21 protein-coding genes are annotated in these 21,711 nt (G+C 45.7%); 10 read left to right on the top strand and 11 right to left on the bottom strand.

Annotated elements, in window-relative coordinates:
* From ACX0G9_RS08940 to ACX0G9_RS08910, 7 genes are all read right to left on the bottom strand, one after another.
* A complete protein-coding gene (locus tag ACX0G9_RS08940; RefSeq protein ID WP_459064543.1) occupies positions 1–1,374 on the bottom strand; it encodes a porin family protein in 1,374 nt (457 codons plus the stop codon).
* Positions 1,371–1,895 (bottom strand): RNA polymerase sigma factor, encoded by a 525-nt coding sequence (locus ACX0G9_RS08935; RefSeq protein ID WP_459064542.1) that lies wholly within the window; start codon positions 1,893–1,895, stop codon positions 1,371–1,373. The genes ACX0G9_RS08940 and ACX0G9_RS08935 overlap by 4 nt, the downstream gene beginning before the upstream one ends.
* Positions 1,896–1,977: 82 nt before the next feature.
* On the bottom strand, positions 1,978–3,357 hold the full coding sequence (locus ACX0G9_RS08930) for a T9SS type A sorting domain-containing protein (RefSeq protein ID WP_459064541.1): 1,380 nt from the start codon (positions 3,355–3,357) through the stop codon (positions 1,978–1,980).
* Between the two features lie 125 nt (positions 3,358–3,482).
* A complete protein-coding gene (locus ACX0G9_RS08925; protein WP_459064540.1) occupies positions 3,483–4,877 on the bottom strand; it encodes a D-alanyl-D-alanine carboxypeptidase in 1,395 nt (464 codons plus the stop codon).
* Positions 4,878–4,953: 76 nt separating this feature from the next.
* Positions 4,954–5,670 (bottom strand): SDR family oxidoreductase, encoded by a 717-nt coding sequence (locus ACX0G9_RS08920; protein WP_459064539.1) that lies wholly within the window; start codon positions 5,668–5,670, stop codon positions 4,954–4,956.
* Positions 5,671–5,752: 82 nt separating this feature from the next.
* Entirely contained in the window at positions 5,753–6,670 is a 918-nt protein-coding gene (locus ACX0G9_RS08915; RefSeq protein ID WP_459064538.1) for a helix-turn-helix domain-containing protein, read from the bottom strand.
* Between the two features lie 57 nt (positions 6,671–6,727).
* Positions 6,728–7,864 (bottom strand): formimidoylglutamase, encoded by a 1,137-nt coding sequence (locus ACX0G9_RS08910; RefSeq protein WP_459064537.1) that lies wholly within the window; start codon positions 7,862–7,864, stop codon positions 6,728–6,730.
* Between the two features lie 158 nt (positions 7,865–8,022).
* On the opposite strand from ACX0G9_RS08910, the gene pheS reads away from it, so the two are divergent.
* The 4 genes from pheS (at position 8,023) to ACX0G9_RS08890 (ending at position 12,304) form a co-directional block, all read left to right on the top strand.
* Positions 8,023–9,057 (top strand): phenylalanine--tRNA ligase subunit alpha, encoded by a 1,035-nt coding sequence (pheS, locus tag ACX0G9_RS08905; RefSeq protein ID WP_459064536.1) that lies wholly within the window; start codon positions 8,023–8,025, stop codon positions 9,055–9,057.
* Between the two features lie 65 nt (positions 9,058–9,122).
* The gene (locus ACX0G9_RS08900) at positions 9,123–9,989 is read left to right on the top strand and encodes a 3-hydroxyacyl-CoA dehydrogenase NAD-binding domain-containing protein (RefSeq protein ID WP_459064535.1); all 867 of its coding nucleotides are present in this window, start codon (positions 9,123–9,125) and stop codon (positions 9,987–9,989) included.
* Between the two features lie 64 nt (positions 9,990–10,053).
* Positions 10,054–11,115 carry an SDR family NAD(P)-dependent oxidoreductase gene (locus ACX0G9_RS08895; RefSeq protein ID WP_459064534.1) on the top strand — a complete coding sequence of 354 codons (1,062 nt, stop codon included), beginning with the start codon at positions 10,054–10,056 and terminating at the stop codon, positions 11,113–11,115.
* A gap of 73 nt (positions 11,116–11,188) precedes the next feature.
* Complete coding sequence (locus tag ACX0G9_RS08890) at positions 11,189–12,304, top strand: carboxypeptidase-like regulatory domain-containing protein (protein WP_459064533.1); 1,116 nt, start codon at positions 11,189–11,191, stop codon at positions 12,302–12,304.
* Here the strand turns inward: ACX0G9_RS08890 and ACX0G9_RS08885 are convergent.
* Positions 12,289–12,480, bottom strand: a complete 192-nt coding sequence (locus tag ACX0G9_RS08885) for a hypothetical protein (protein WP_459064532.1) — start codon at positions 12,478–12,480, stop codon at positions 12,289–12,291. The two genes, ACX0G9_RS08890 and ACX0G9_RS08885, sit on opposite strands and share 16 nt — an antisense overlap.
* Positions 12,459–13,400 carry a UDP-3-O-(3-hydroxymyristoyl)glucosamine N-acyltransferase gene (locus ACX0G9_RS08880; RefSeq protein WP_459064531.1) on the bottom strand — a complete coding sequence of 314 codons (942 nt, stop codon included), beginning with the start codon at positions 13,398–13,400 and terminating at the stop codon, positions 12,459–12,461. The genes ACX0G9_RS08885 and ACX0G9_RS08880 overlap by 22 nt, the downstream gene beginning before the upstream one ends.
* Positions 13,401–13,660: 260 nt before the next feature.
* On the opposite strand from ACX0G9_RS08880, the gene ACX0G9_RS08875 reads away from it, so the two are divergent.
* Genes ACX0G9_RS08875 through ACX0G9_RS08855 form a run of 5 tightly spaced genes read left to right on the top strand, consistent with a single transcriptional unit; the run spans position 13,661 to position 17,425 of the window.
* The gene (locus ACX0G9_RS08875; RefSeq protein WP_459064530.1) at positions 13,661–14,242 is read left to right on the top strand and encodes a pseudouridine synthase; all 582 of its coding nucleotides are present in this window, start codon (positions 13,661–13,663) and stop codon (positions 14,240–14,242) included.
* A gap of 51 nt (positions 14,243–14,293) precedes the next feature.
* Complete coding sequence (locus tag ACX0G9_RS08870) at positions 14,294–15,169, top strand: YicC/YloC family endoribonuclease (RefSeq protein ID WP_459064529.1); 876 nt, start codon at positions 14,294–14,296, stop codon at positions 15,167–15,169.
* Between the two features lie 10 nt (positions 15,170–15,179).
* Entirely contained in the window at positions 15,180–15,686 is a 507-nt protein-coding gene (locus ACX0G9_RS08865) for a gliding motility lipoprotein GldH (protein ID WP_459064528.1), read from the top strand.
* Between the two features lie 33 nt (positions 15,687–15,719).
* Positions 15,720–16,682 carry a sensor histidine kinase gene (locus ACX0G9_RS08860; RefSeq protein ID WP_459064527.1) on the top strand — a complete coding sequence of 321 codons (963 nt, stop codon included), beginning with the start codon at positions 15,720–15,722 and terminating at the stop codon, positions 16,680–16,682.
* Between the two features lie 41 nt (positions 16,683–16,723).
* On the top strand, positions 16,724–17,425 hold the full coding sequence (locus ACX0G9_RS08855) for a response regulator transcription factor (RefSeq protein ID WP_459064526.1): 702 nt from the start codon (positions 16,724–16,726) through the stop codon (positions 17,423–17,425).
* 34 nt (positions 17,426–17,459) lie between these two features.
* Here ACX0G9_RS08855 and ACX0G9_RS08850 read toward each other — a convergent pair whose 3' ends face one another.
* Together ACX0G9_RS08850 and ACX0G9_RS08845 are read right to left on the bottom strand one after the other, a co-directional pair.
* The gene (locus ACX0G9_RS08850; RefSeq protein ID WP_459064525.1) at positions 17,460–19,652 is read right to left on the bottom strand and encodes a BatD family protein; all 2,193 of its coding nucleotides are present in this window, start codon (positions 19,650–19,652) and stop codon (positions 17,460–17,462) included.
* 534 nt (positions 19,653–20,186) lie between these two features.
* Positions 20,187–20,888 (bottom strand): SDR family oxidoreductase, encoded by a 702-nt coding sequence (locus ACX0G9_RS08845; RefSeq protein WP_459064524.1) that lies wholly within the window; start codon positions 20,886–20,888, stop codon positions 20,187–20,189.
* Between the two features lie 90 nt (positions 20,889–20,978).
* Here ACX0G9_RS08845 and ACX0G9_RS08840 point away from each other — a divergent pair, with 90 nt between their 5' ends.
* On the top strand, positions 20,979–21,710 hold the full coding sequence (locus ACX0G9_RS08840; protein WP_459064523.1) for a YjjG family noncanonical pyrimidine nucleotidase: 732 nt from the start codon (positions 20,979–20,981) through the stop codon (positions 21,708–21,710).
* The last annotated feature ends 1 nt before the right edge of the window (position 21,711 follow it).

The raw sequence follows: 21,711 nt of genomic DNA, 5'->3' as shown, positions 1-21,711 counted from the left end.
TTACGGGAGATTTCCCTGATTCCTATTTCCCCGGTGGTTCCGCTGATCCCAAAGAATATAACGTAGATATAGTTGTAAGGAGCTGTTTCTTGCCTGCGTTACCTGGGCATCGGAGATACGTACCTGAATGAAATTAGTCAGGGCCTGGTTATACCTTGCCCCGGCCACCAGATTTTTATATTGATAACTGATGTCCACCAGGAAACGGAACTCACCGGTCCTGATTTTTTTATATACGGAATCTCCTTTTATACTTTTTACCTGGATTTGTTTGATGGAATCGGATGCGCCAACCGTAAGCAATTTATCCTCAATGAGACCAACCCCGTTGGTCAAACGCGAGAATTGAAGACCCGTACCCAGATAAAGATTTTTTGCAGGACTGAAATGAATACTGAGGGGCAGGTTAAAATAAAACAGTTTTTTTATATATACAGAATTTTGCAATTTCTGCTGAGAGGAAATGGTATCGGCCGGCGGTTGACTGGCCAGCAGATCTTTCCGGGTGTACTGGGGTGTATTGAACTGTGCCTCCAGCTGAATAAATAGTTTTTTGCTGAAGTAATACCGCACCATGGGCACCGGGATATAATCACGCAATCCGCCACTGGTCCCGCCCGAATTATAATCGGAATGCTGTTGCTGACCGAGCGTAAAAAAATGATTCAGTCCGATGCCCGCCGCCCAGCCTTTTTCGAGGTTAGGGCGTTTTTTCCCAGCGGGTTCCCTCTCCTTATTCACTTTCGCCTTTAGGGTTGTTTCATTGACTCCAGGTTCCTTTACCGTTTTATCTTTTGTTTCTTTTTTGTTTTCACCATTTTCGACAGTACTCTTGCCACCAGACGCATCTTCTCCTATCCTTCTGCTTACTACCTTTTGCCATTTCCCTGCTTTCCTTTCCCTTTTTATTACTTTTCTGTTGCTGCCGTTTGCCTCTTTCTGGTTTTTACCTGTCTCTTTGCTGTCTGGTACTTTGCTGTCTGGTTCTCTTTCGGCCACCTCTTTCCCTTTCCCTTCACTTCCTGTTACTTCACCTCCTGTTACTTCTTTTCCGGTATCTTCTTTTCCAGTCTCTTTATTCGCGATTGTCTTATTCCCTATTCTCTTTTTTTCAGGTTCCGGGGGGGCCGAACGTTCAGGGTTGACGGAGTTAGTTTGGTTTAACATCCTGCTTCCGGGACAGTTACAAACCCCGATCAGCAACAATAACAGGAGGATCAACAGAAGCAAGCGCCTCCTGTCTCCCCTCCTTTCCATCGGCAGTGTCTTATCCAGTAAAACTTCCATGGCTTTCCATGAATCGGAGGCCTTCGGAAGTTTTATCTCTGACAGTTTATCTGCCCATGGGTTATTATCGTCCTGTCTTTCGATCATGGATGCAATTCCATAAGGTTAATTATTCGTTTGAGATGTTTTCTCGCTTCGCTGAGGTGCCATTTACTGGTCCCTTCGCTGATTTTCAATAAGGAGGCGATTTCCCGGTGATTGAATCCGTCGATAGTATAAAGGTTGAAAACCAGGCGGGTTGCTGAAGGCAGCTGCCGGACTACTTTCAAAAGATCCTCGCTGTTTAATTTCCTGATGGCGTCGTTTTCAATAACCGGTTCTTCTTTTTCCTGCAGAACCAAATCGCCGTTAAGATACAACTGCTCTCTTCTCAAAAAATCTATGGCGGTATTGATAATGATCTTTCTCACCCAGGTATAGAAGGACGCCTGTTTCGCATCATAAAGAGCAATGTTCATAAATACCTTCAGGAATCCATCGTTCAATACTTCAACTGCCTCCTGCTCATTTTTGGTATAACGGACACAGAGCACCATCATCACCTGGTAAAACCGCCTGTACAGTTCTTCCTGTGTTTTGCGATCGTTTTTCAGGCAACCCTTAATCAATATTTGTATGTCATCCCCAGGAAAAGGCAACGGTTAATGGTCTTTCTGTTTTTTTGCGTGAACAAATAAGTTATCCCCCTGCTTACCATTTTTGGATTTTACTTTTGCGAATCTCGTTGCCATATTGGATCTGAATATAATACAGTCCTGTTGGCAGGCCTGCCGTCGGAACACTGATATGATTTCTCCCTTTCGTTCCGGCAACCTTGCTGGCCGATAGCTGGTTGCCCATGCTATTGAAAATACTGATATAAATGGTATTATTTGCCGGCAAATCAAGGTCCAGATAGGCAAGGCTGGTTACCGGGTTGGGATAAGAGGCAATGAAATTATTGGAAGCACCCGGGATGCTATCAATACAAATAACTGTTGACGAGGAGCCCGTACATCCTTTCTGTTTCAGGGCTATCATAATAACCTGGTAACAACCCGGATCCCGGAAAATATAACTTGGATGGTTGCCGGTCAAGGTAGAAATGACGGTAGAATCGGAAAGTCTGAAAAGGGTCCAGGTCACCGAGTCAAGATTCGCGGCATTCTGGGCATGGAAGGTAATCTTATTGGTCTGCGTGGGATGGGAAGTATAGGTAAAACTTACCTTACAGGTATCCCGCTGTACTGCATAAACAGCCTGCGAAAAAATAACACTACAACTATCCTTATGCGAATGCCGGGTGATTTTCAGCGTAACCAGATACAAACCTCCCGTTGCGAAAAGATGGGCTGGTTTTCTGGCAGTAGAAGAACTTCCATCGCCAAAATCCCACAGATACATGAATTTGCTGCTATCGGGTGATGGGCTAAACCTCAGGCGTTGGGAGTTGGAAGAATCCACTATGTATCCGAAGGAAGGGTTCCCTATGCAGGTGGAAGAATCCGGGTTTGCAACGTAGATCTGACTGCATTGCTGCGCCGTACAACCCGAACCGGTTCGTAATCTTACGCAAACCGTAAATGTTCCAACCGCAAAGTATCGGTGCAAAAGGGTTGGTCCGGTTCCGGCCAGGGTATCATTAACATACCAGAAAAGGCTGTCGGACGGCCCACCCGCATTGACGGTAGAAGAAAAGAAATTATAGATATGGAAATTGACCGAATCCTTTTCGGATTGAAAGGAAACCTGGCAGGCAGGTGTCACATTTACAGAAATATACTGTGAACCAGAGTCAAAACACACTGTTCCCAATGAGTCCTTTATGTAATGGGTGACCAGGTAAGTCCCGGAATTCGCATAATTGTGCTGTATGGCCGAAAAGCTGCTGCTGAACCCGCTTTGTGCGCTATCGCCAAAACTCCAGTTATGCAAAGTACCCGCATGGGTATCAATAGCCTGAAAAGAGGCTGTCGTATGAGTGACGGAAACCGTGAACCTGGGGTTACAAATAGTGCTATCCTGTGCATTCCCTGTCTGAAAGCAAGTGAACAGGAAAAAAAAGAAAAGAGGATAAAGTTTGTTTTCCATAAAATTAAGTTTAATGATAGGTCGCCATTATTGGCATCCTTCTTTACGTACGCCCAATCCAGAAAAAGCGTTGGGTATAACGGAACCTTTATTTTATGGAAACGCCTGTTTTTCGGAAATGCTGCTCAGTATTTATCTCTGATCAGGTGGATCAGCCGCTCTATCTTTCTTCGGACAGCAGGATCATTATGATTGTTTATCAGTACGGAGAACAATAATAAGCGGTCCTTTTTCGTGATCAGGTACCCGCTCAGGGCAACTACGCCTGAAAGTGAACCCGTCTTGGCAAAAATATAGCCGCTATCCTGTTTATAATATTTAGCCAGGGTACCGGTTCCCCCGGTCGGCAGGATTCCCTTTAACCTGGTCAAACCAAATTCATCCTTCAATTTATTTAACAGCCACACGAAATCCCGCGGTGTAAAAAGATCATTTCGACTCAGGCCGCTGCCATCTACCCAACGAGGTTTTTGCGGAAGATCTTTGAGGTCGGTTTTTAATAAGGTATCGATGATCTGCTCATCATTGATTACCCCAAGTTTTTCATTACTTACCATCAATAAGGTCTGTTCGGCAAAAAAGTTATCGCTTCGATGCATCATCGGCCTGAACAGGGAATCGACCGGCTGCGACCGTACGGTGATCAGACCGGAGGCATTTAAAGCCATAATTGGGTAAAACCGGTTTTTATCGCCCTTTGCCGGTTTTAATCCGGGAAAAGGTATCTGATGGCTGACCATTATCTTTTTGCCTACGGTATCCTTCAATAAAAGAGCCGCGGAATTGAGCCCATTCGTAATAAAAGGAACATCCTGAACTTTATACTTTTCTTTTCCTTCGGTTATTTCAATGGCATTACTTTTCCATTCCCGCTGTACGAAAAACGATCTTTTCCCGGTATCCGTTGTGAACCGCACTTCCCAATCCACGTCAGGGATCGAATAAAAAGAGGGAGAGGCTTCGAAAGACGATTCCTGTTTTTCCTGTTTCTGTCCTTCCTGCACCCAACGGATCACATTTCCATAAACCGGAAGGGAACTGCGTTCCGGCATATAGTCGTCATTGTAATCGTTCCATGCCCAACCATACCCCAAAGGTTCCTCCTGCCAGTTGGCATCAAGCAGGTATATATTTTTTTTTGTCTTTTTTAAAACACTGATCACCGGTTGTTTGCTGAAATCGGGGTGCAGCAAGGTCGGATCTGCAGAAGGCAAGACAAACAATGCGGTGTCTGTTTCCAAATAACGCATACCGACCAGTGAATCACCCAGGTATTTCATACCGGCGTATAAAGAAAACAGTTTGGTATTACTGGCCGGCATAAAAAATTTATCGCCTTGATAATCGTATAAGAACTTAGCGGCAACCGGATCATAAAGACTTATGCCTACCTGTGCAGATTGAAGACCGGACTGCCCGGTAATTTCCTTTTTTGCAAATTTCCCGATGGATTGAGAAGGAGAGCAGCCCTGCCAAAAGATGGCCGTCAGGATCAGAGAAGTACCAAAAAATTGCTTCATGCTTCAAACCTAACAAAATCAGGGAATACCTGCAAAAAAGGCACCCTGATTTAGATAGGTTTAACTATAGTCATCCTTAATTTAAGCCGCCATGACAGCCGATAATCACTCCATTTATATATTCCGTAACGATCAGATGATGGATCGTGCCTGCCACTTCTTCCGGTCTTCCCACCCTGCCAACACCAATTTTTGTGCTGAACTCCTCAAAGGTTTTTTGTTTGGCGTCATCCGGCAAAAAATCCCACCAGGTCGTATCGATCACACCGGGAGAAACAGCGTTTATACGCATGGGAGCCAATTCCCTGGATAATACAGGAACCATTGCCTCCAGGCCACCGTTAATGGCAGCCAACCCGGAAGTACCCGGCAATTTTGCAGTTGCGCTAATGGCCGTGATCAGGGTAATACTGCCTGTCGGGTTCATAACCGGCAAAGCCGTTTGTAGTACCTGCAACTGGGGCCAGAATTTTTTTTCGAATCCCTCCCGCAGATCAGCCAGGGACAGGGTTTTGAACAAACCTGCTCCTTTAGCCCCACTCAAGGCTATGACCAGGTGATCGATCTCCTTTTCCTCACTGAAAAATTTTTCCAAAGCGTCCTTATCCTCTGCATCCAGGCTAATCCCGGTAACAGAAGGGAATTTTTCCTTTACTGCTTTTAATTTAGCCGGATCCCGTCCGATCACCGTTACCTGTGCTTTTTCTTCTGCCAGTATACCAACCAAAGAAAGACCTATTCCGGAACTGCCGCCGGCAATAACTATTTTTTTCCCTTCCAGTTTGTTTGTCATCTTGTATGATTTTATACAAAATTGCGACAAACCAACTTCCAGGCGTTGTCCGGATCATGCAGGTCATTGACCGGATCATGCTTTATCCATTTTCCCGATATTCCAAGGGTGTCATACCCGCTTCTTTTTTAAAAAAACGGGAGAACGAAGAGGGTTCGCTGAACTGCAATTGGTAAGTGATCTCCGCCAGAGAAAGGTCCGTATATTTCAACAGCGCCCTCGCCTCCAGGGCGATCATATCCGTAATATGACCGGAGGCCGGTTTGCCGGAGATTTCTTTTACCGTTCGATTGAGATGGTTAGGTGTAACATGCAGCATATCGGCGTATTCCGACACCTGTTGTTTGTTCAGGTAATGCTGATTGACCAGTTTTTTGAATTTTATGACCAGGGCTGATGTCTCCGGAATATCCGAATAATTCCCCAGTCCCTGCTGTACATAACTTCTTTTCATTTCGAGGAGAATAAGGTACAAATAGAGCTGGATGGCTTTTTCCTTTCCGGGTTTATTCCCCTGTAATTCGTCGTTCATCCTGAGTAAAAAATCTTCTATCCGGCTGACAACGATGGGTTCCATCCGGAAAAAGGGTACACCGGAATGACTGAAAAAGGGAAATTCTTCAGCGATCCGGTTATCCGGGATCAGGCCATCCAGGAAACCGGGATTAAAAAGGACATAATAACCAAAGATATCCCCGCTTATATTGGATTTGGAAAACAATTGATTAGGGATCGTACAATTCACGGTGCCCGGCTGATGAGTAAAATGTTCCAAACCCAGCTGTACGTCGCAATGGCCTTGCAGGGTCAGTCCGATACGGTAAAATTCGGAACGTAATGGGCCCATGCTTGCCTTAAGGCCATCGCTGGAATAGATTTCGAAGTCTTTTATCCGCAAAGATGGGCTTAGTGCATTATAACCAAATGGGGAGCTCTTTTCCTCATTCCGATGGATACTGTGGTACTCCTGATCTAATTTATATACTGGAATCTGTTTCACTGACTTTACGGTCGATGGTGATCAATTTACTTTTCCCGTCTTATCCTCTTTCCTGACTTATCCTCTTTCCTGTGCTCTTAACCATCTTTCCGGGATCTCATTGCTGCTGGCCAATACATAATCCTTATAAGAGCAGGCGATGAATTTTTTATCCGGCAATTGCATCCACCAACGCTGGGTCTTTCTGCTTTGTAAAAACGTAGTCTCGACTTCCGCAAAGGCCGTATGATATTCTATGAAGAAATCCCTTTCGGTTAAAGCAGCTTCCCGTCGCCCCCTGCTTTTCCCATCGATCAGATACCATAACATATGGCTGATCTGCCGGGCGGTAAGCTGGTCACGGTCTTTTCCGGGATTATAGCCATAGATCCCGACCGTGTTCACGGTAGGGCTAAGTCCGGCATACCGCATCAATATACAGGATTCTTCCCCCGTAAATCCATTCGGAGACAACAGATTGGAAGGGGCATAGGCCTGGGCGATAGCCGAAACATCAAAACTGAATAAATGAGAATTCCGGATCACCGGTTCCATTTCCTCGATATTTTCTTTTACGTTACCCAGGCGAAAGCAATCAAACCGCAGTTTGTCCATTGTTTCCAGCATATGAGGATGCACGTAATAACTTTGGAACCCGATATGATTATAATGATGGATATAATTTGGTTCTCCGGTAAGCATTTCCATCAGGAAATTTTCACTGCGGTTCAATGAGTTAATATCAAGATCGATAAGCGCATCCACACAGGTAGCCTCAATTACCCGTTTATTATCGGCATAGGAATAATATTGCGACAGCGTGAGATCATGAGATCCCCCCAAAATAACGACTGTCTTTCCGATACCATTCAATTCCCGGAGGACCGTTTTTAAGGCAGCATGCGTATCGGCCAGAGTTGCCCCGGTGCGGATATTGCCCGCATCGGCCAGTTTCACGTCCGTATGCCAGCAAAACAACTGATAAAACTGTTCTCTTATAACATTGGGGGCATTATGATCCTTACGGTCCCTTCCGATTCCTCTTTCTTCTTCACAGCCGACAATAACCAGATCCGCCTCATGAAGCTCAGGAAAATATTCATCGTGTGCATCAATCAGTTTGCCGATCTGGCCATCCTTATATCCCTGATCCTGAGACAGCTCAGCCAGGTTTACCGGATCCAGAAAGTCACTTATATGCAGATTTGACGGCATGTATTCTTATTTTACGGGCAAACCTACATCAAATTTTCTAACGATTAACCTCCGGCAGGCTGCCTTTATGATACCCGGCCCTGACCATTGGTCAGGGGGGTATTTAAATCCACTTCTCCGGGTCTTCCCTCTTTCTGACTAATCCGTATATTTGCCTCATGGAGCAATTGTTACAACAGATAGAAGCTTACAGGCAGGAGATTGGGTCCATTATCCCTGACGGTGCAGAGGGTCTCGAAGCTTACCGCATCAAATTTCTTGGTACAAAAGGCATCGTGAAGAATTTATTCAACGAGATGAAAAATGTACCGGGGAATCAAAAAAAAGAATTCGGACAGATTCTGAATGAATTCAAGCAATTCGCCGAGTCGAAATATGAGACCTGGAAGACCAGTACGGCAACGGCGGCTCCTGCCAAGGGTAAAGTGGCAGCCGATCTCAGCTTACCGGGAGATCCGTTACCTCTGGGAGCTCACCATCCGATCACCCTGGTTCGCAACCAGATCGTACATATTTTTGGACGACTGGGTTTCACTGTCGCCGAAGGGCCTGAGATCGAGGACGACTGGCATAATTTTACAGCCCTTAATCTTCCCGAAAATCATCCGGCCCGGGACATGCAGGATACTTTTTATATCAATCAGAAGCCCGACTGGCTCCTGCGTACCCATACCAGCAGCGTGCAGGCCCGCGTGATGGAAAAGCAAAAACCGCCTATCCGGATCATCTGCCCGGGCAGGGTATACCGGAATGAGACGATCAGCGCCAGGGCCCATTGTTTTTTCCATCAGACAGAAGGGTTATATGTAGACGAAAATGTCTCCTTTGCCGATCTTAAACAAACACTGTACTTTTTCGTCCAGGAAATGTTCGGCAAGGATGTAAAGGTCCGTTTTCGCCCATCTTACTTTCCATTTACGGAACCGAGTGCGGAAATGGATATAAATTGCCGTATCTGTGGGGGTAGCGGATGTGCTGTTTGCAAACACACCGGTTGGGTGGAGATCCTCGGAAGCGGAATGGTCCATCCGAAAATGCTCGAAAACTTTGGCATCGACAGCAATAAATATACGGGCTTTGCCTTTGGTATGGGAGTTGAACGTATTTGCCAGCTTAAGTATCGTATCAACGACCTGCGTTTGTATTCCCAGAATGATGTAAGATTCCTCAAACAATTTACCGGGGCGGTGTAGGCTAATAATTAACCTTCGGTTAGAACGCACCTGGCGTTCTTTTGACCCTTCCATTCATTTTAATTATGACAAAAACTATTTGCATTTGCGGGGCGGGAACAATGGGCAGCGGCATCGCCCAGGTGGCTGCTATGTCGGGTTTCAGGACCCTGCTTTATGATGTAAATAAGGATATACTGCAGAAAGGCCGCGTGGGAATTGAGAAAAGCCTGCAAACCCTGTCTGAAAAGAAAAAAATCGATCCGGAGAAACTGCAGTCGACCCTCGACTGTCTGAGTTTCGTACATGATGCCGGCTATTGCCAGGCAGATGTAATAATAGAAGCGATCGTGGAAAAAGCGGAAGCCAAACTTGAGCTATTCGGTCATCTCGCAGCACTAAATAGTGAATATACCATTCTTGCCTCCAATACTTCCTCGCTCTCGCTCACTACTCTTGCCGAAAAAATAAGCGGACCGGAAAGGGTGGTCGGAATGCATTTTTTCAACCCCGCCCCCCTTATGAAATTGGTGGAGGTAGTGTATACAAAATATACGGATAAAAAAAATTCCGATAGCATCTTCGAATTAGCCAGGCAAATGGGAAAGACACCCGTATTATGCAAAGATGCTCCCGGATTTATCGTCAATCACGTGGCACGTCCTTATTATCTCGAGGCCCTCAGACTGGTGGAACAGGGGCTGGCGGATTTTGAAACGGTCGATATCCTCATGGAGGCCTCTGGCTTCAAAATGGGTCCTTTCCGGCTCATGGATCTAATAGGCAATGATGTGAACTATGCTGTAAGCTGCTCTGTGTATGAGGCGCTGGGCAAACCTGAACGGCTTAAACCATCCCACATCCAGGAACAAAAGGTTCAGCAGGGAGAGTTAGGAAGGAAAACCGGAAAAGGGTATTATCAATACTCACCCCCCAACCCCCTAGCCCCCTAAAGGGGGAATAATAAAAAGACATTTAAGGGTGTTAGATGAATATAAATGAGACAGTAAAATAATAATGAGTATACCCAAATCTGATAGTAATAGCAGCGACTTACCCAACTCCCCCTTTAGGGGGTCGGGGGGTGAATTTGTCCTCGTAACGGGAGGCACTGGTTTTCTCGGCGCATATATCATTAAAGAGCTTGTAGAAAAAGGATATCGGGTCCGGGCCATCCGTCGTACTCCTAAACTTCCTTTTTATATTCCCGCCCCTGTATTTGAACAGGTTGAATGGTTCACCGGTGACATATTGGATGTTGTTAGCCTGGAGGAAGCCATGGAAGGAATGGATACCGTAATACATTCGGCGGCCATGGTATCCTTTCATAAACGCGATCGCCGGGAAATGTTCCAAACCAATATTGAAGGAACCGCCAATGTCGTAAATATGGCATTGGCACAAGATATTAAACGCTTTATTCATGTAAGCTCGGTCGCGGCTTTGGGAAGATTATCAGACGGAGAGCAGGTAACCGAAGAAAAAAAATGGGAAGACCATAAAAGGAACACGAATTATGCCATCAGTAAGTTCCATGGGGAAATAGAAGTTTGGCGGGGGATTGGGGAGGGATTACCGGCCGTGATCGTAAACCCCAGCACGATATTGGGTTATGGAGATTGGAATAGCTCGAGTTGTGCCCTTTTCAAAAATGTGTTCAGGGAATTTCCCTGGTATACAACCGGAAGAAATGGTTTCATAGCTGTAGAGGATGTAGCCAGGGTAATTACCTTACTGCTGGAAAAGGATATTACCGGAGAGCGTTTTATCCTGAACGGAGATAACTGGACCTTCCGGCAATTGTTCAATGACATGGCGACCAGTTTCGGAAAAAATCAACCTGCCCGTGAAGCCACTCCTTTTTTAGCCGAAATAGCCTGGCGTGCCGAGAAGGTAAAAGCCTTGTTTTCGGGTAAACCCCCTTTGTTAACCCGCGAAACCTCGCGTATGGCACAAAGAAGCATCTTCTTCGATAATAGAAAAATCCTCGGACAAATTCCGGGATTTACCTTCACACCGCTGCCACAAGCCATCCGGAATGCCTGTAGGGCTTACCTGGAACAGCTTCAATCTTTTTAACCGGTAAAATATCCGCCGGAATACTTCAGGTTCTTGTTTTACGTTCATAACTTAACCATCCAAAAGCATATCCATGAAACGACCCTTCCGGATGACGCCATACCTGGCAAAAGCATTTTTACTTCCTTTCATTACCCTTTTTTTCTTCTTGCCGGTTTTATCCCAGGAGAAATATTTTGTCGTTTCCGGCCAGGTCACCGACGCAAAAACGAAACAAGCGTTGGCAGGAGCGTCCGTATTCTGCCAGAATACAACAGCAGGGACTGTATCGGATAACAATGGTAAATTTTCTCTCCGGCTGGCAAATGGAGGTTATGACCTGGTCGTTTCCTATACGGGTTACGAAACCAAATTGATCCGCATCGGCAAAGGAACTACAGGAAATGATTCCCTGACCATTGAAATGAGCGAGCAGGATAAAAGCCTGGGCGAGGTGGTGGTGGCAGGAAGTGCGGAAGTTGCCGATGGATGGAGTAAATACGGACAATTTTTCCTGGATAATTTTATCGGAACCACTCCTAATGCCGGGAGCTGCGTACTGGAAAACAAAGATGCCGTCAAATTCTATTTCTATAAAAAAAGGAATAAACTTAAAGTAAAAGCGGCCGAAGGGCTGATCATTACCAATAATGCCCTGGGTTATAAAATAAAATACCAACTGGACTCTTTTGTTTATGAATATGGGACAGGAGTGAGTAGTTATACCGGTTATCCATTATTCGAGGAATTACAGGGGACTTCCGAACAGCAGGATACCTGGAAACGAAACCGGCTTTATTCCTATTCCGGCTCCCGCCTCCATTTTATCCGAAGCTGGTACGATAGTACCCTGAAAGAAGAAGGATTTATTTTGGAAGCGGCGGATAGCGGCGGGGACAAGGATAAACTCTCACCCCTGAAAGATCCCTATAACAGCAAACTCTATGCTTTGGACAGCGGGGATGTGGAAATAACGATGAACGGAAGACTAAGGGTTAGTTATACCAACCAGGTGCCCGCCAGGAAATACCTGGAAGAACATAAATTTCCTTCCGGAACCAAGGTCCAGATCTCAGCTATCGATATCAGCAATGGGATCGTGATCGAAGAGAATGGGTATTTCTATGAACAGTCGGATGTAACGAATATCGGGTATTGGTCATGGAAGAAAATTGCTGAGGTGCTGCCTTATGATTATATTCCAGATTGATTAGAGGAGGTACAGGCGAATGCCTGTCCGAGGTACAGGCGAATGCCTGTCCGAGGTACAGGCGAATGCCTGTCCTTTAAAGAGCGAATGCCGAAACGGATGAACCGTTCGACATTCGGGTCTGATGATGCCCCTTCGGGGAGCTGACCCGTGGTCAGCTCATTACTTTTTTCCATAATTCCGGAATACGTTTGATCCAGACCAGTTCCCTTTTTTTAAGGGACGCATCTTCTGCCGGAGATCCAAAGTAAGCCTTTCCGGCATCCAGGGAAGAACCAACGCCGCTCTGTGCATAGACAACTGCATTGTCTCCTATGGAAAGCGTCTTACTGATGCCCGCCTGCCCCCAAAGGATCACTCCATTTCCAATTTCTACTGCCCCGGCAATTCCCACCTGACCGGCAAACAGGCAATTCTTCCCCGTTATTGTATCGTGTCCGATATGTATAAGGTTATCCATTTTTGTGCCCTGGCCTATCCGGGTATCATGACTCACCCCTCTGTCAATGGTGCAGCCGGCTCCAATTTCAACATTATCCTCAATTACCACGCGTCCGCAACTTTCCATTTTCTTATACCAGACTTCCCGGTCCTTCCTGGTATTATAGTAAAAAGCATCCGATCCGATAACAGTGCCGGCCTGAATGATCACATTATTTCCGATAATGCAATGATCGAGAATAGTGACATTGGGGTGAATCACGCAATTATCTCCGATTTCCACGTGATGTCCGATGAACGCGTTTGGGTAGATATACGTGTTTTTCCCAAGGACCGCCGAATCACTGATCATTTTTAAGGCCGGCTCGAAGGGTCTGAAATGAAGGACGATTTTCAAATAGGCTTCAAACGGCTGATCTACCACCAGTAACGCTTTACCTGGTGGAATATCCACCGCCTTATTTATAATGATGAAGGTGGCTGCTGATTGAATACAGGTTGCATAATATTTGGGGTGATCGACAAACACCAGATCGCCCTGCTCTACTTTGTGTATCTCATTAATTCCGCCGGCATGGCCACTTTTATCACCTATGAGTTCGGCACCCAGGAAATCCGCCATCCATTGAATAGGTACGGGGGAAGGAAATTTCATAATAAAAAAGTTTGCGCAAAGGTAGCCCATCGACTCTCTTTTCCACAGGGTAAAAAAAAATGTGAATAAAATTTCTTGGAAAATTTTTTTAGTTAGAGAAAATTATTTTTAATATTGTGGAGGGAAATTGTTTTCCCGGTACTTACTAACCCATCCATATATTGAAAGCCCGGTGTTACTAGCCGGGTTTTTTGTTGCCCCTGACCGAACCTGATAAGCAATTTTTCATTCCCAAACGATAACTTTTCAATTGATCGATCGTGCATCAATACTACATCATCAACAAACCATTTCAGGTACTTTCGCAATTCTCTCCGGAGGAAGGAAAACAAACATTAAAAGATTTCTTTACAATTCCCCGTGACCTGTATCCCGTTGGCCGCCTGGATTTCGACAGTGAAGGCCTATTGATTCTCACCAATGATAAACAGCTTAATCATCGTTTATTGAATCCTGGTTTTGCACATGAGCGGGAGTATTGGGTTCAGGTGGAAGGTGAGATTGATATACCTGCTATCGACCTGCTACAGTCGGGAGTAAGCATTACCGTCGATGGCAAAACATACAGGACCAAACCTGGAAAAGTGGAACGATTTTCCAGGCCGCCTCAGGTTCCGGAAAGAAATCCCCCGGTCAGGTTCCGTGCTCAAATTCCTACCAGTTGGATAAAAATGGTGCTGACGGAAGGGAAAAACCGCCAGATACGGAAAATGACCGCGAAATCCGGATTCCCCACTTTGCGCCTTATCCGTTACCGCATCGAAAAAATTACACTGGAAGGAATACAACCTGGGGAAATGAGAGAAATAAGGAAAGAAGACATCTTTCAGGGGCTACAGTAACCTCAATCCACAAACTAATTGCTTACCTTTCCATCATAAAACATTGATAATATGCTCAAATCCATGACTGGTTTCGGACGTGCTGAACAAGCGGTAGGAGATAAGACTTTCCAGGTTGACATCAAATCCTTAAATGGCAAACAATTCGAACTGCAACTGAAATTACCCGGCTTTCTGAAACCATTCGAGTTCCCCATCCGGAAATTACTTTCCGAAAAACTGGGGCGCGGCTCCCTGGATTGCACGATCAGCCTGAAACAAACAGGAAATGCGAAACCCGTCAGCATCAATACGGATCTGGCCAAGGCCTACCATAAGGCTTTAGCGGAACTGTCGGCAGAACTGAACCTGGATCCTTCCAATATTTTAAGTACCCTGGTAAAGTTGCCCGAGGTGATCACCCCCACCAGCGATACCCTGACCGACGAGGAATGGCAACAATTCGAAAAGGTCATCCTTATGGCTATTGACGATCTGAATGCTCATCGTCTGAATGAAGGAGCGTCCCTGGAAGGAGACCTTAACCTGCGGATCGATAATATCCTCCGGCAGCAGGATGAAGTGATAAAGCTGGAACCGCTGCGCCAGGTAAAGATCAAGGATGGTCTCAAAAAACTATTGGAAGATCAGGTAGGCAAAGAAAATTATGATGCCAACCGCCTGGAGCAGGAGTTGATCTATTATATAGAAAAGATAGACATCAGCGAAGAACAGGTTCGTCTGAAAAATCACTGCGATTATTTTAAAGCCATTATTCAGGAGCCCGAAGAAGGCAAAGGAAAAAAACTCTCTTTTATATTACAGGAGATCGGAAGGGAGATCAACACGACCGGATCCAAAGCCTATGATTCCACCATCCAAAAATGCGTGGTCCTGATGAAAGATGAGCTGGAAAAAGCGAAAGAACAAGTATTGAATGTATTATGATAAGACAAGTATGAACCCTATTTTTGCAAAAAACAATCTATTGAAAAAGCTTGGTTTTCTGCTTACCGCCTTTTGCCTGCAGCTCGGAGCGTGTAATCTTCCCACAGACGTTTTTGAAAAAGATGTCATTATTCCCGGCAGGGAATGGCAAAGCAGTTTCAAGCCAAAGATCGACTTTACCATAAAGGAGCAGGACACCTCCGTTCGTTACAATGTTTACCTGGTATTAAGGCATGCCGATGCGTATAATTACAATAATCTTTGGGTTAAAGGGACAGTACTTGAACCGGGAGACACCATTCCTAAAAGCCAGCGGTATGATTTAACGCTCGCCACCAATGAGAAAGGCTGGCTCGCCAGCGGAATGGACGATATCTTTGAGCACCGGATCCTGATCCAGCCGGAGACCAGATTTAAAAAACCCGGAACGTATTCCTTTATGATCGAACAAATAATGCGCGAAGACCCCCTGAAACATATACTGAATGTAGGCGTCCGGGTAGAGAAAGTAAATTAGAAGTCGGGGGATCCGGAGAAATCAAAAATGACCATGTTCAAAAAGAAACGACTGGCCATCGCCACACTGGTCTATTGGATCTTGCTGGCCTATATCATTGTGGGACTGGGCTGGTGGTTTATCGCCCTGCAATCCGAAAGCCAGAAAATGGCTAATTACAAAATGCAGTCCCTCAAACAGGACGATCCCAAATATGAAACCAGACTTACTGCTATACTCGCCGAACAACAGTTGAAGACGGCCCGGAATGTAGGCGAGGGCAGCACCTTTCTTTTGTTGATCCTGGTAGGAGCCCTATTCGTTTATCGCGAGGTCAGAAGACAGATCCGGCTCCAGCTTCAGCAGCAAAATTTTATGATGGCTGTAACTCACGAACTTAAAACCCCGATCGCCATTTCCAAATTAAACCTGGAAACCCTACAAAAACACAAGCTTGATGAACAGAAACAGCAAAGGATCATCCAGGTGACCTTGCAGGAATTAAGCCGGCTGGATACCTTAGCCAATAATATCCTCATCTCTTCCCAATTGGAAGGAGGAGGTTATATCCAGGTAAAGGAAGTGCTTGATTTTTCTACGCTGGTCACCGGAGTTGTTAATGATTTCAGACGTCGTTTCCCGGAACGGGAATGGCAGGTAGCCGTAACTCCCGAACTGAACATAAATGGAGATCCTTTATTATTACAATTACTGGTCAGTAACCTCCTCGAAAATGCTGTCAAATACTCCCCCAAAGAAGGCGGCCTGTCAATTATCCTGAAAAAAGAAGGGAAACGGCCCGTTTTCCTGGTTAAGGATGAAGGACCCGGAATCACCGATGCCGAAAAGAAAAAAATATTCAATAAGTTTTACCGGACCGGTAATGAACAGACCAGAACTACACAAGGAACAGGCTTGGGACTCTATTTATGCAGGAAAATTGCCGATGATCATAATGCTTCCATTAAAGTATCTGACAATTCACCGGTTGGAAGTATTTTTACAGTGATTTTTTAAAAAGACGCCCTTGGCGTCCTGGCCGTAAACGAGCGAAAGCCATGAATACAAAAATTTCCATCCTGCTGGTCGAAGATGAAGAAAATCTGCACGAAGCCCTCAAGTTGAATCTCGAGCTGGAAGGTTATGAGATCACGTCGGCATATGATGGTATGCAAGCTCTGAAAGCTATCCAGTCTGAATATTTTAATCTGATCATCCTGGACGTTATGTTACCCGGGATGGATGGGATCAGTGTGACCGAAACCATCCGGGTTCAAAATAATGATGTACCGATCCTGATCCTGAGCGCGAAGAATACCAGTGCTGACCGGGTTCTGGGACTAAAAAAAGGAGCTGACGACTATCTTACCAAACCCTTCAATCTGGAAGAGCTGTTGCTCCGGATTCAAAAACTGATCGAAAAGAATAAAAAAATGCAGGAGAAGGACTTCTCCGGGGATACTTATTCTTTTGGGAAAAACACGATCGATTTTAAAGCCCAGGAAGCCATCACCAAAAAAGGGGAACGCATCCAATTAAGCAAAAAAGAAGCTATGCTGCTGAAATTGCTTATCGAGAACCGGAACGAAGTGGTGACCAGGGAGAAGATTTTACAGGCCGTTTGGGGATATAACGTCTATCCGACAACCCGGACCATCGACAATTTCGTCCTTAGCTTCCGGAAGTATTTTGAAGAAGACAGCCGTAATCCCAAATACTTTCACTCGGTAAGAGGTGTCGGCTACAAGTATACCGAGTAAATACCTTAGTAGCTGACATACAGAGTAGCTGCCTTTACACCAGTTTTTCGAACAGGGATTCCGTTTGCCGAAGCAATTGTTGCATATTGTAAGTATCGTAGGCCGGAGTATACAAATTCATTTCGCATTCATTCAGGATGGATTCAAGGGAAAGAATGGTCGCACGATCCCATCCCCTGGCCTCCAGTTGCCTGGCAATATTGTATTTATTCAATTCACTGGCAGGCAGATCTGTTTTCTGGGTGATGGCCTTCCAGACCGCTCTGTTGACCTCCCTGTAAAAACCTTTATAATCACCTTGCTCAAATAATTGTTTGGCATCCAGAAGTGGATTGACCGTCATTGTGGTCATCCGGGGAGGAAGAATAGGAGGCATCGGTCTGGCGTGTTTAAAGGATTGATCTGCTATAGGATCATCGCTTTCTTTTTTTCCGTTACCCGGTAACATTTGACCTTCTGTTTTCTTTTCACTTTCCTCCAGACCATCGTTTTGCCGGTTATAGTCCGAATCGTTATGGTCTTTATTTTTTTTGCTCCCATCTTTATTGTCTTCACCGATCTTTTCCTGGCTATCCCTTCCCGGATTACTCAATTCCTGGTTATTCACATCACCTTGTTTTTGCAGAAATTCTGCGGCTTTGAGACGCATATTTTGCCGCCATAGGTAGACCGCAAGACCGGATAGGATCAGTACGGCAAATAACCATTCCAGATGATCCTGTATAAACTTTTTAGCTCCTCCGTTCACGGATTGGGGTGAAGCAGGAGAGGTGGTAGTGCTGCCGGTTGTCGCTCCCTGCTTCTTCACTGATGGGCTTACCTGAAGATCCAATGGCGCCGTACTTGCTTTTTTATAGGTATGCGTAACCGGATCGAAAAAAGAAAAATTCACGGAGGGAATCGTATAATGACCAGGGGTACGCGCAGTGAAAACATACGCGAAGGTTTTTGACCCGCTCATGGGAACCGTCGTTTTATTGACATCTTCTTTGGCGGTAGGTTCGAAAGCCTCTATGCCCGATGGCCACGTCACCTGAGGCGCATTAATCACCGGCAGGTTACCCTTGCCATTTACGACCAGTTGTAAGGTTGCGTCATCCTGGGCCGTCATATTCCGGTTTGTCAGCGAAGCAGTTATGGTAAAACTGCCCACCGCTCCATTGTAATCGGCGGGTTTGTTGTCTTCCGGCAATTCTTTTACGGTAATGGTCAGGGGCTTGGTCCCTACGGTCACATTTTCTTGCACTTCCGGCCCCATCGTATTATCATCCGTCAGCTGGTCGAACAGATCTCTTAGCGAGTTACCGCTGCTTCTTCCTTCTCCTCTGCTTCCTTCCTCTCTCTTGACAAAATGAACAGTATTTTCTACTTCCACCGGATCCAGATCGATTGTGCCAGCCTGTAAGGGTATCAGTTGTGTTTTACGTATAATATGAACCACGAATGCCTTCCCATTCATCTTTTCCACCGATACGGCTTCCGAGTTCGGGTCTACCATATCATAAACGCTAAATCCATTCAGGGAAGGGCGTTTGGTTACCCTTGACTCTGAACTTAGCCGGGAATATAATTTATACGTAGCCACTATCGGCTCCCCCACAAAACAGGTGTTTTTGTCAACCTGAACGCGCACGAATAAATTTTTCCGGATTTTTTCTTTTGCGTTTTCACCCGGTCTCAGAATATATTCTTTTTCGACATCATTGGGATCGGCGGTTCTGGGATCAGGCCAGGCCGGTTGAAGAAATGGATTACTACGGCTGTTGTTATTGGGATTGCTGTTATTACTGCTATTTCCTGACCCGGAGGTACCCGCGGTGACAATGACCGTGACCGTATTGGAGGTCATGCGTTTGCCATCCACAACTGCAGAAGCTCCCTGAATGGTGAATTTTCCGGTTTTTACCGGCTGTAATACAAAAGAAAGGGCTTTATACTGGGACATATTTCCATTCACAATACTCATTCCGCTTGACTGAATAGGTCCCTGGGCAACCTGGAATCCCGGAAAATCCGGCGGGTTGAGCTGTTCGATCTGTTTGGCATTTTCCACCACAAATTCAACCTGAAGATACTCCCCCCTTCCAATCTCCTGGCTGCTGGTCACAGTCGTAAATTTCACCTGCCCGGCTGCAAAAAAGCCAGGAACCAAGATGATCAGAATAAGAAACGGAATACGTAAAAATGTAACGATAGCCGGAAATTTTATGGATTTAATGGGATTCATTCTGCGCAAAGCTTTACCTCAGTCTACAAATATAAAATTTGATCCGTTGGAGGCAAGCCCCCCTCACGGTTAAAACTCAGTTAAATCGTGGGCCGCGGGCTTTAAGCAAAAGTGCCCGCGACCCACGATTTTTCTTATGTCTGGCCCTTCGGGCGGGGGAACCGTGTTCCCCCAATAAACGGAAAGACCTCTTTTTGATTCGGGCCGCGGGCTTTAAGCAAAAGTGCCCGCGACCCACGATTTTTCTTATGTCTGGCCCTTCGGGCGGGGGAACCGTGTTCCCCCAATAAACGGAAAGACCTCTTTTTGATTCGGGCCGCGGGCTTTAAGCAAAAGTGCCCGCGACCCACGATTTTTCTTATGTCTGGCCCTTCGGGCGGGGGAACCGTGTTCCCCCAATAAACGGAAAGGCCTCTTTTTGATTCGGGCCGCGGGCTTTAAGCAAAAGTGCCCGCGACCCACGATTTTTCTTATGTCTGGCCCTTCGGGCGGGGGAACCGTGTTCCCCCAATAAACGGAAAGGCCTCTTATACCCTATAAATCACCTAATTGGGGGCGAAGCAGGATCTCTTCGACAGTTGCCTGGGGCGACAATTGGCTGGCCGCCCAGACCATTTGGGCAATATCCCCTGCCTCCATGATCCGCAATGGATCTATACCGCTTCCCGCCCAGGAATCGGTATAAGCAGCTCCGGGATAAACCCCCGTTACTTTTATTCCAAAGGGTTTCATTTCCTCCCTGAGATTTTTTGAAAAACCCGCCAGGGCAAATTTGCTGACACTGTAGGCACCGCCATTCGAATAGGCCTGAAGCGAAGCGATCGAACACATATTGAAGATATGGCCTCTTTTCTCCTCCATCATTTTCGGCAGGAGCGCCCGGGTCAGATAGTAGGCGCTGTACAGATTTACCCCTATCATCGTTTCCAATGCCCCATCCTGTTCATTATTAATACTGCCGGGGATAAACTGGCCGGCGTTATTTACCAATACATCAATCGAAATGCGCAGATCCAGGATCCACCGGCCAAATAGCCTGGCCTGTTCTTTATCTCCCAGGTCAAACGCCTTTGCGTGAACTCCGATCCCGGGATATTTTGCCTTTAACTCCTCTACCGCCTGGTTAAGCACAACTTCATTGCGGGAACACAGTACCAGATTATACCCTCCCGCAGCAAATTTTTCGGCAATCGCTCTTCCCAATCCTTTAGATGCGCCGGTGATGATTGTATTCATAATACCCCCCATCCCCCTAAAGGGGGAGTTTAGATTTCAGATTATTTTATTCAAAAATTCCTTTGCAATTTACATGTTGAAACATTACCAATGCTTAATAAATCAACATCCCCCCTTCAGGGGGTTAGGGGGTATAAACACCTTTTTTTCGACCTGGATCATACCCTATGGGATTTTGATGCGAATAGCCGTCAAACACTGGAAGAATTATATCATTCCCTCCATTTGCAGGAGAAAGGGATACACGATTTTGATCTTTTTCATAAAACCTATATTCTTCACAATGACAAACTCTGGGAACGCTACCGGAATGGCCAGATAAAAGTAGATGAGTTACGTTGGAAACGGATGTGGTTTACCCTGCTTGATTTTAAGATCGGGGATGAACCGCTGGCCAGGAATATGGGGACTCTTTTTCTGGATGCATTGCCAACCCGGAAATTGTTATTTCCTTATGCCTTTGAAATATTACAATACCTGAATAATAAGGGATATATCCTTCATCTGATCACCAATGGATTTGAAAAGACCCAGCACAGTAAACTGGAACATGCCGGAATAGCCGGTTTCTTTACAGAAGTGATCACCTCTGAAGGCTCGAACAGCCTTAAACCCCATAAAGAGATCTTTGAATATGCATTCCAGCGAACCGGTGCAGAGAAAAACGAAAGTATTATGCTCGGAGATAGTCTTGAGGTAGATATACAGGGGGCTATGAATGCCGGGATCGATCAGGTTTATGTCAATCATCTTAACCTGAATCCGACCATAAAACCAACTTATACCGTATATTCCTTAAAGGAACTGGAAGGGATCTTTTAGG

The organism is Flavitalea flava (assembly GCF_054461575.1).
Note: the sequence above shows the minus strand (reverse complement) of the source record. Positions and strands in the feature narration are given on the sequence as shown.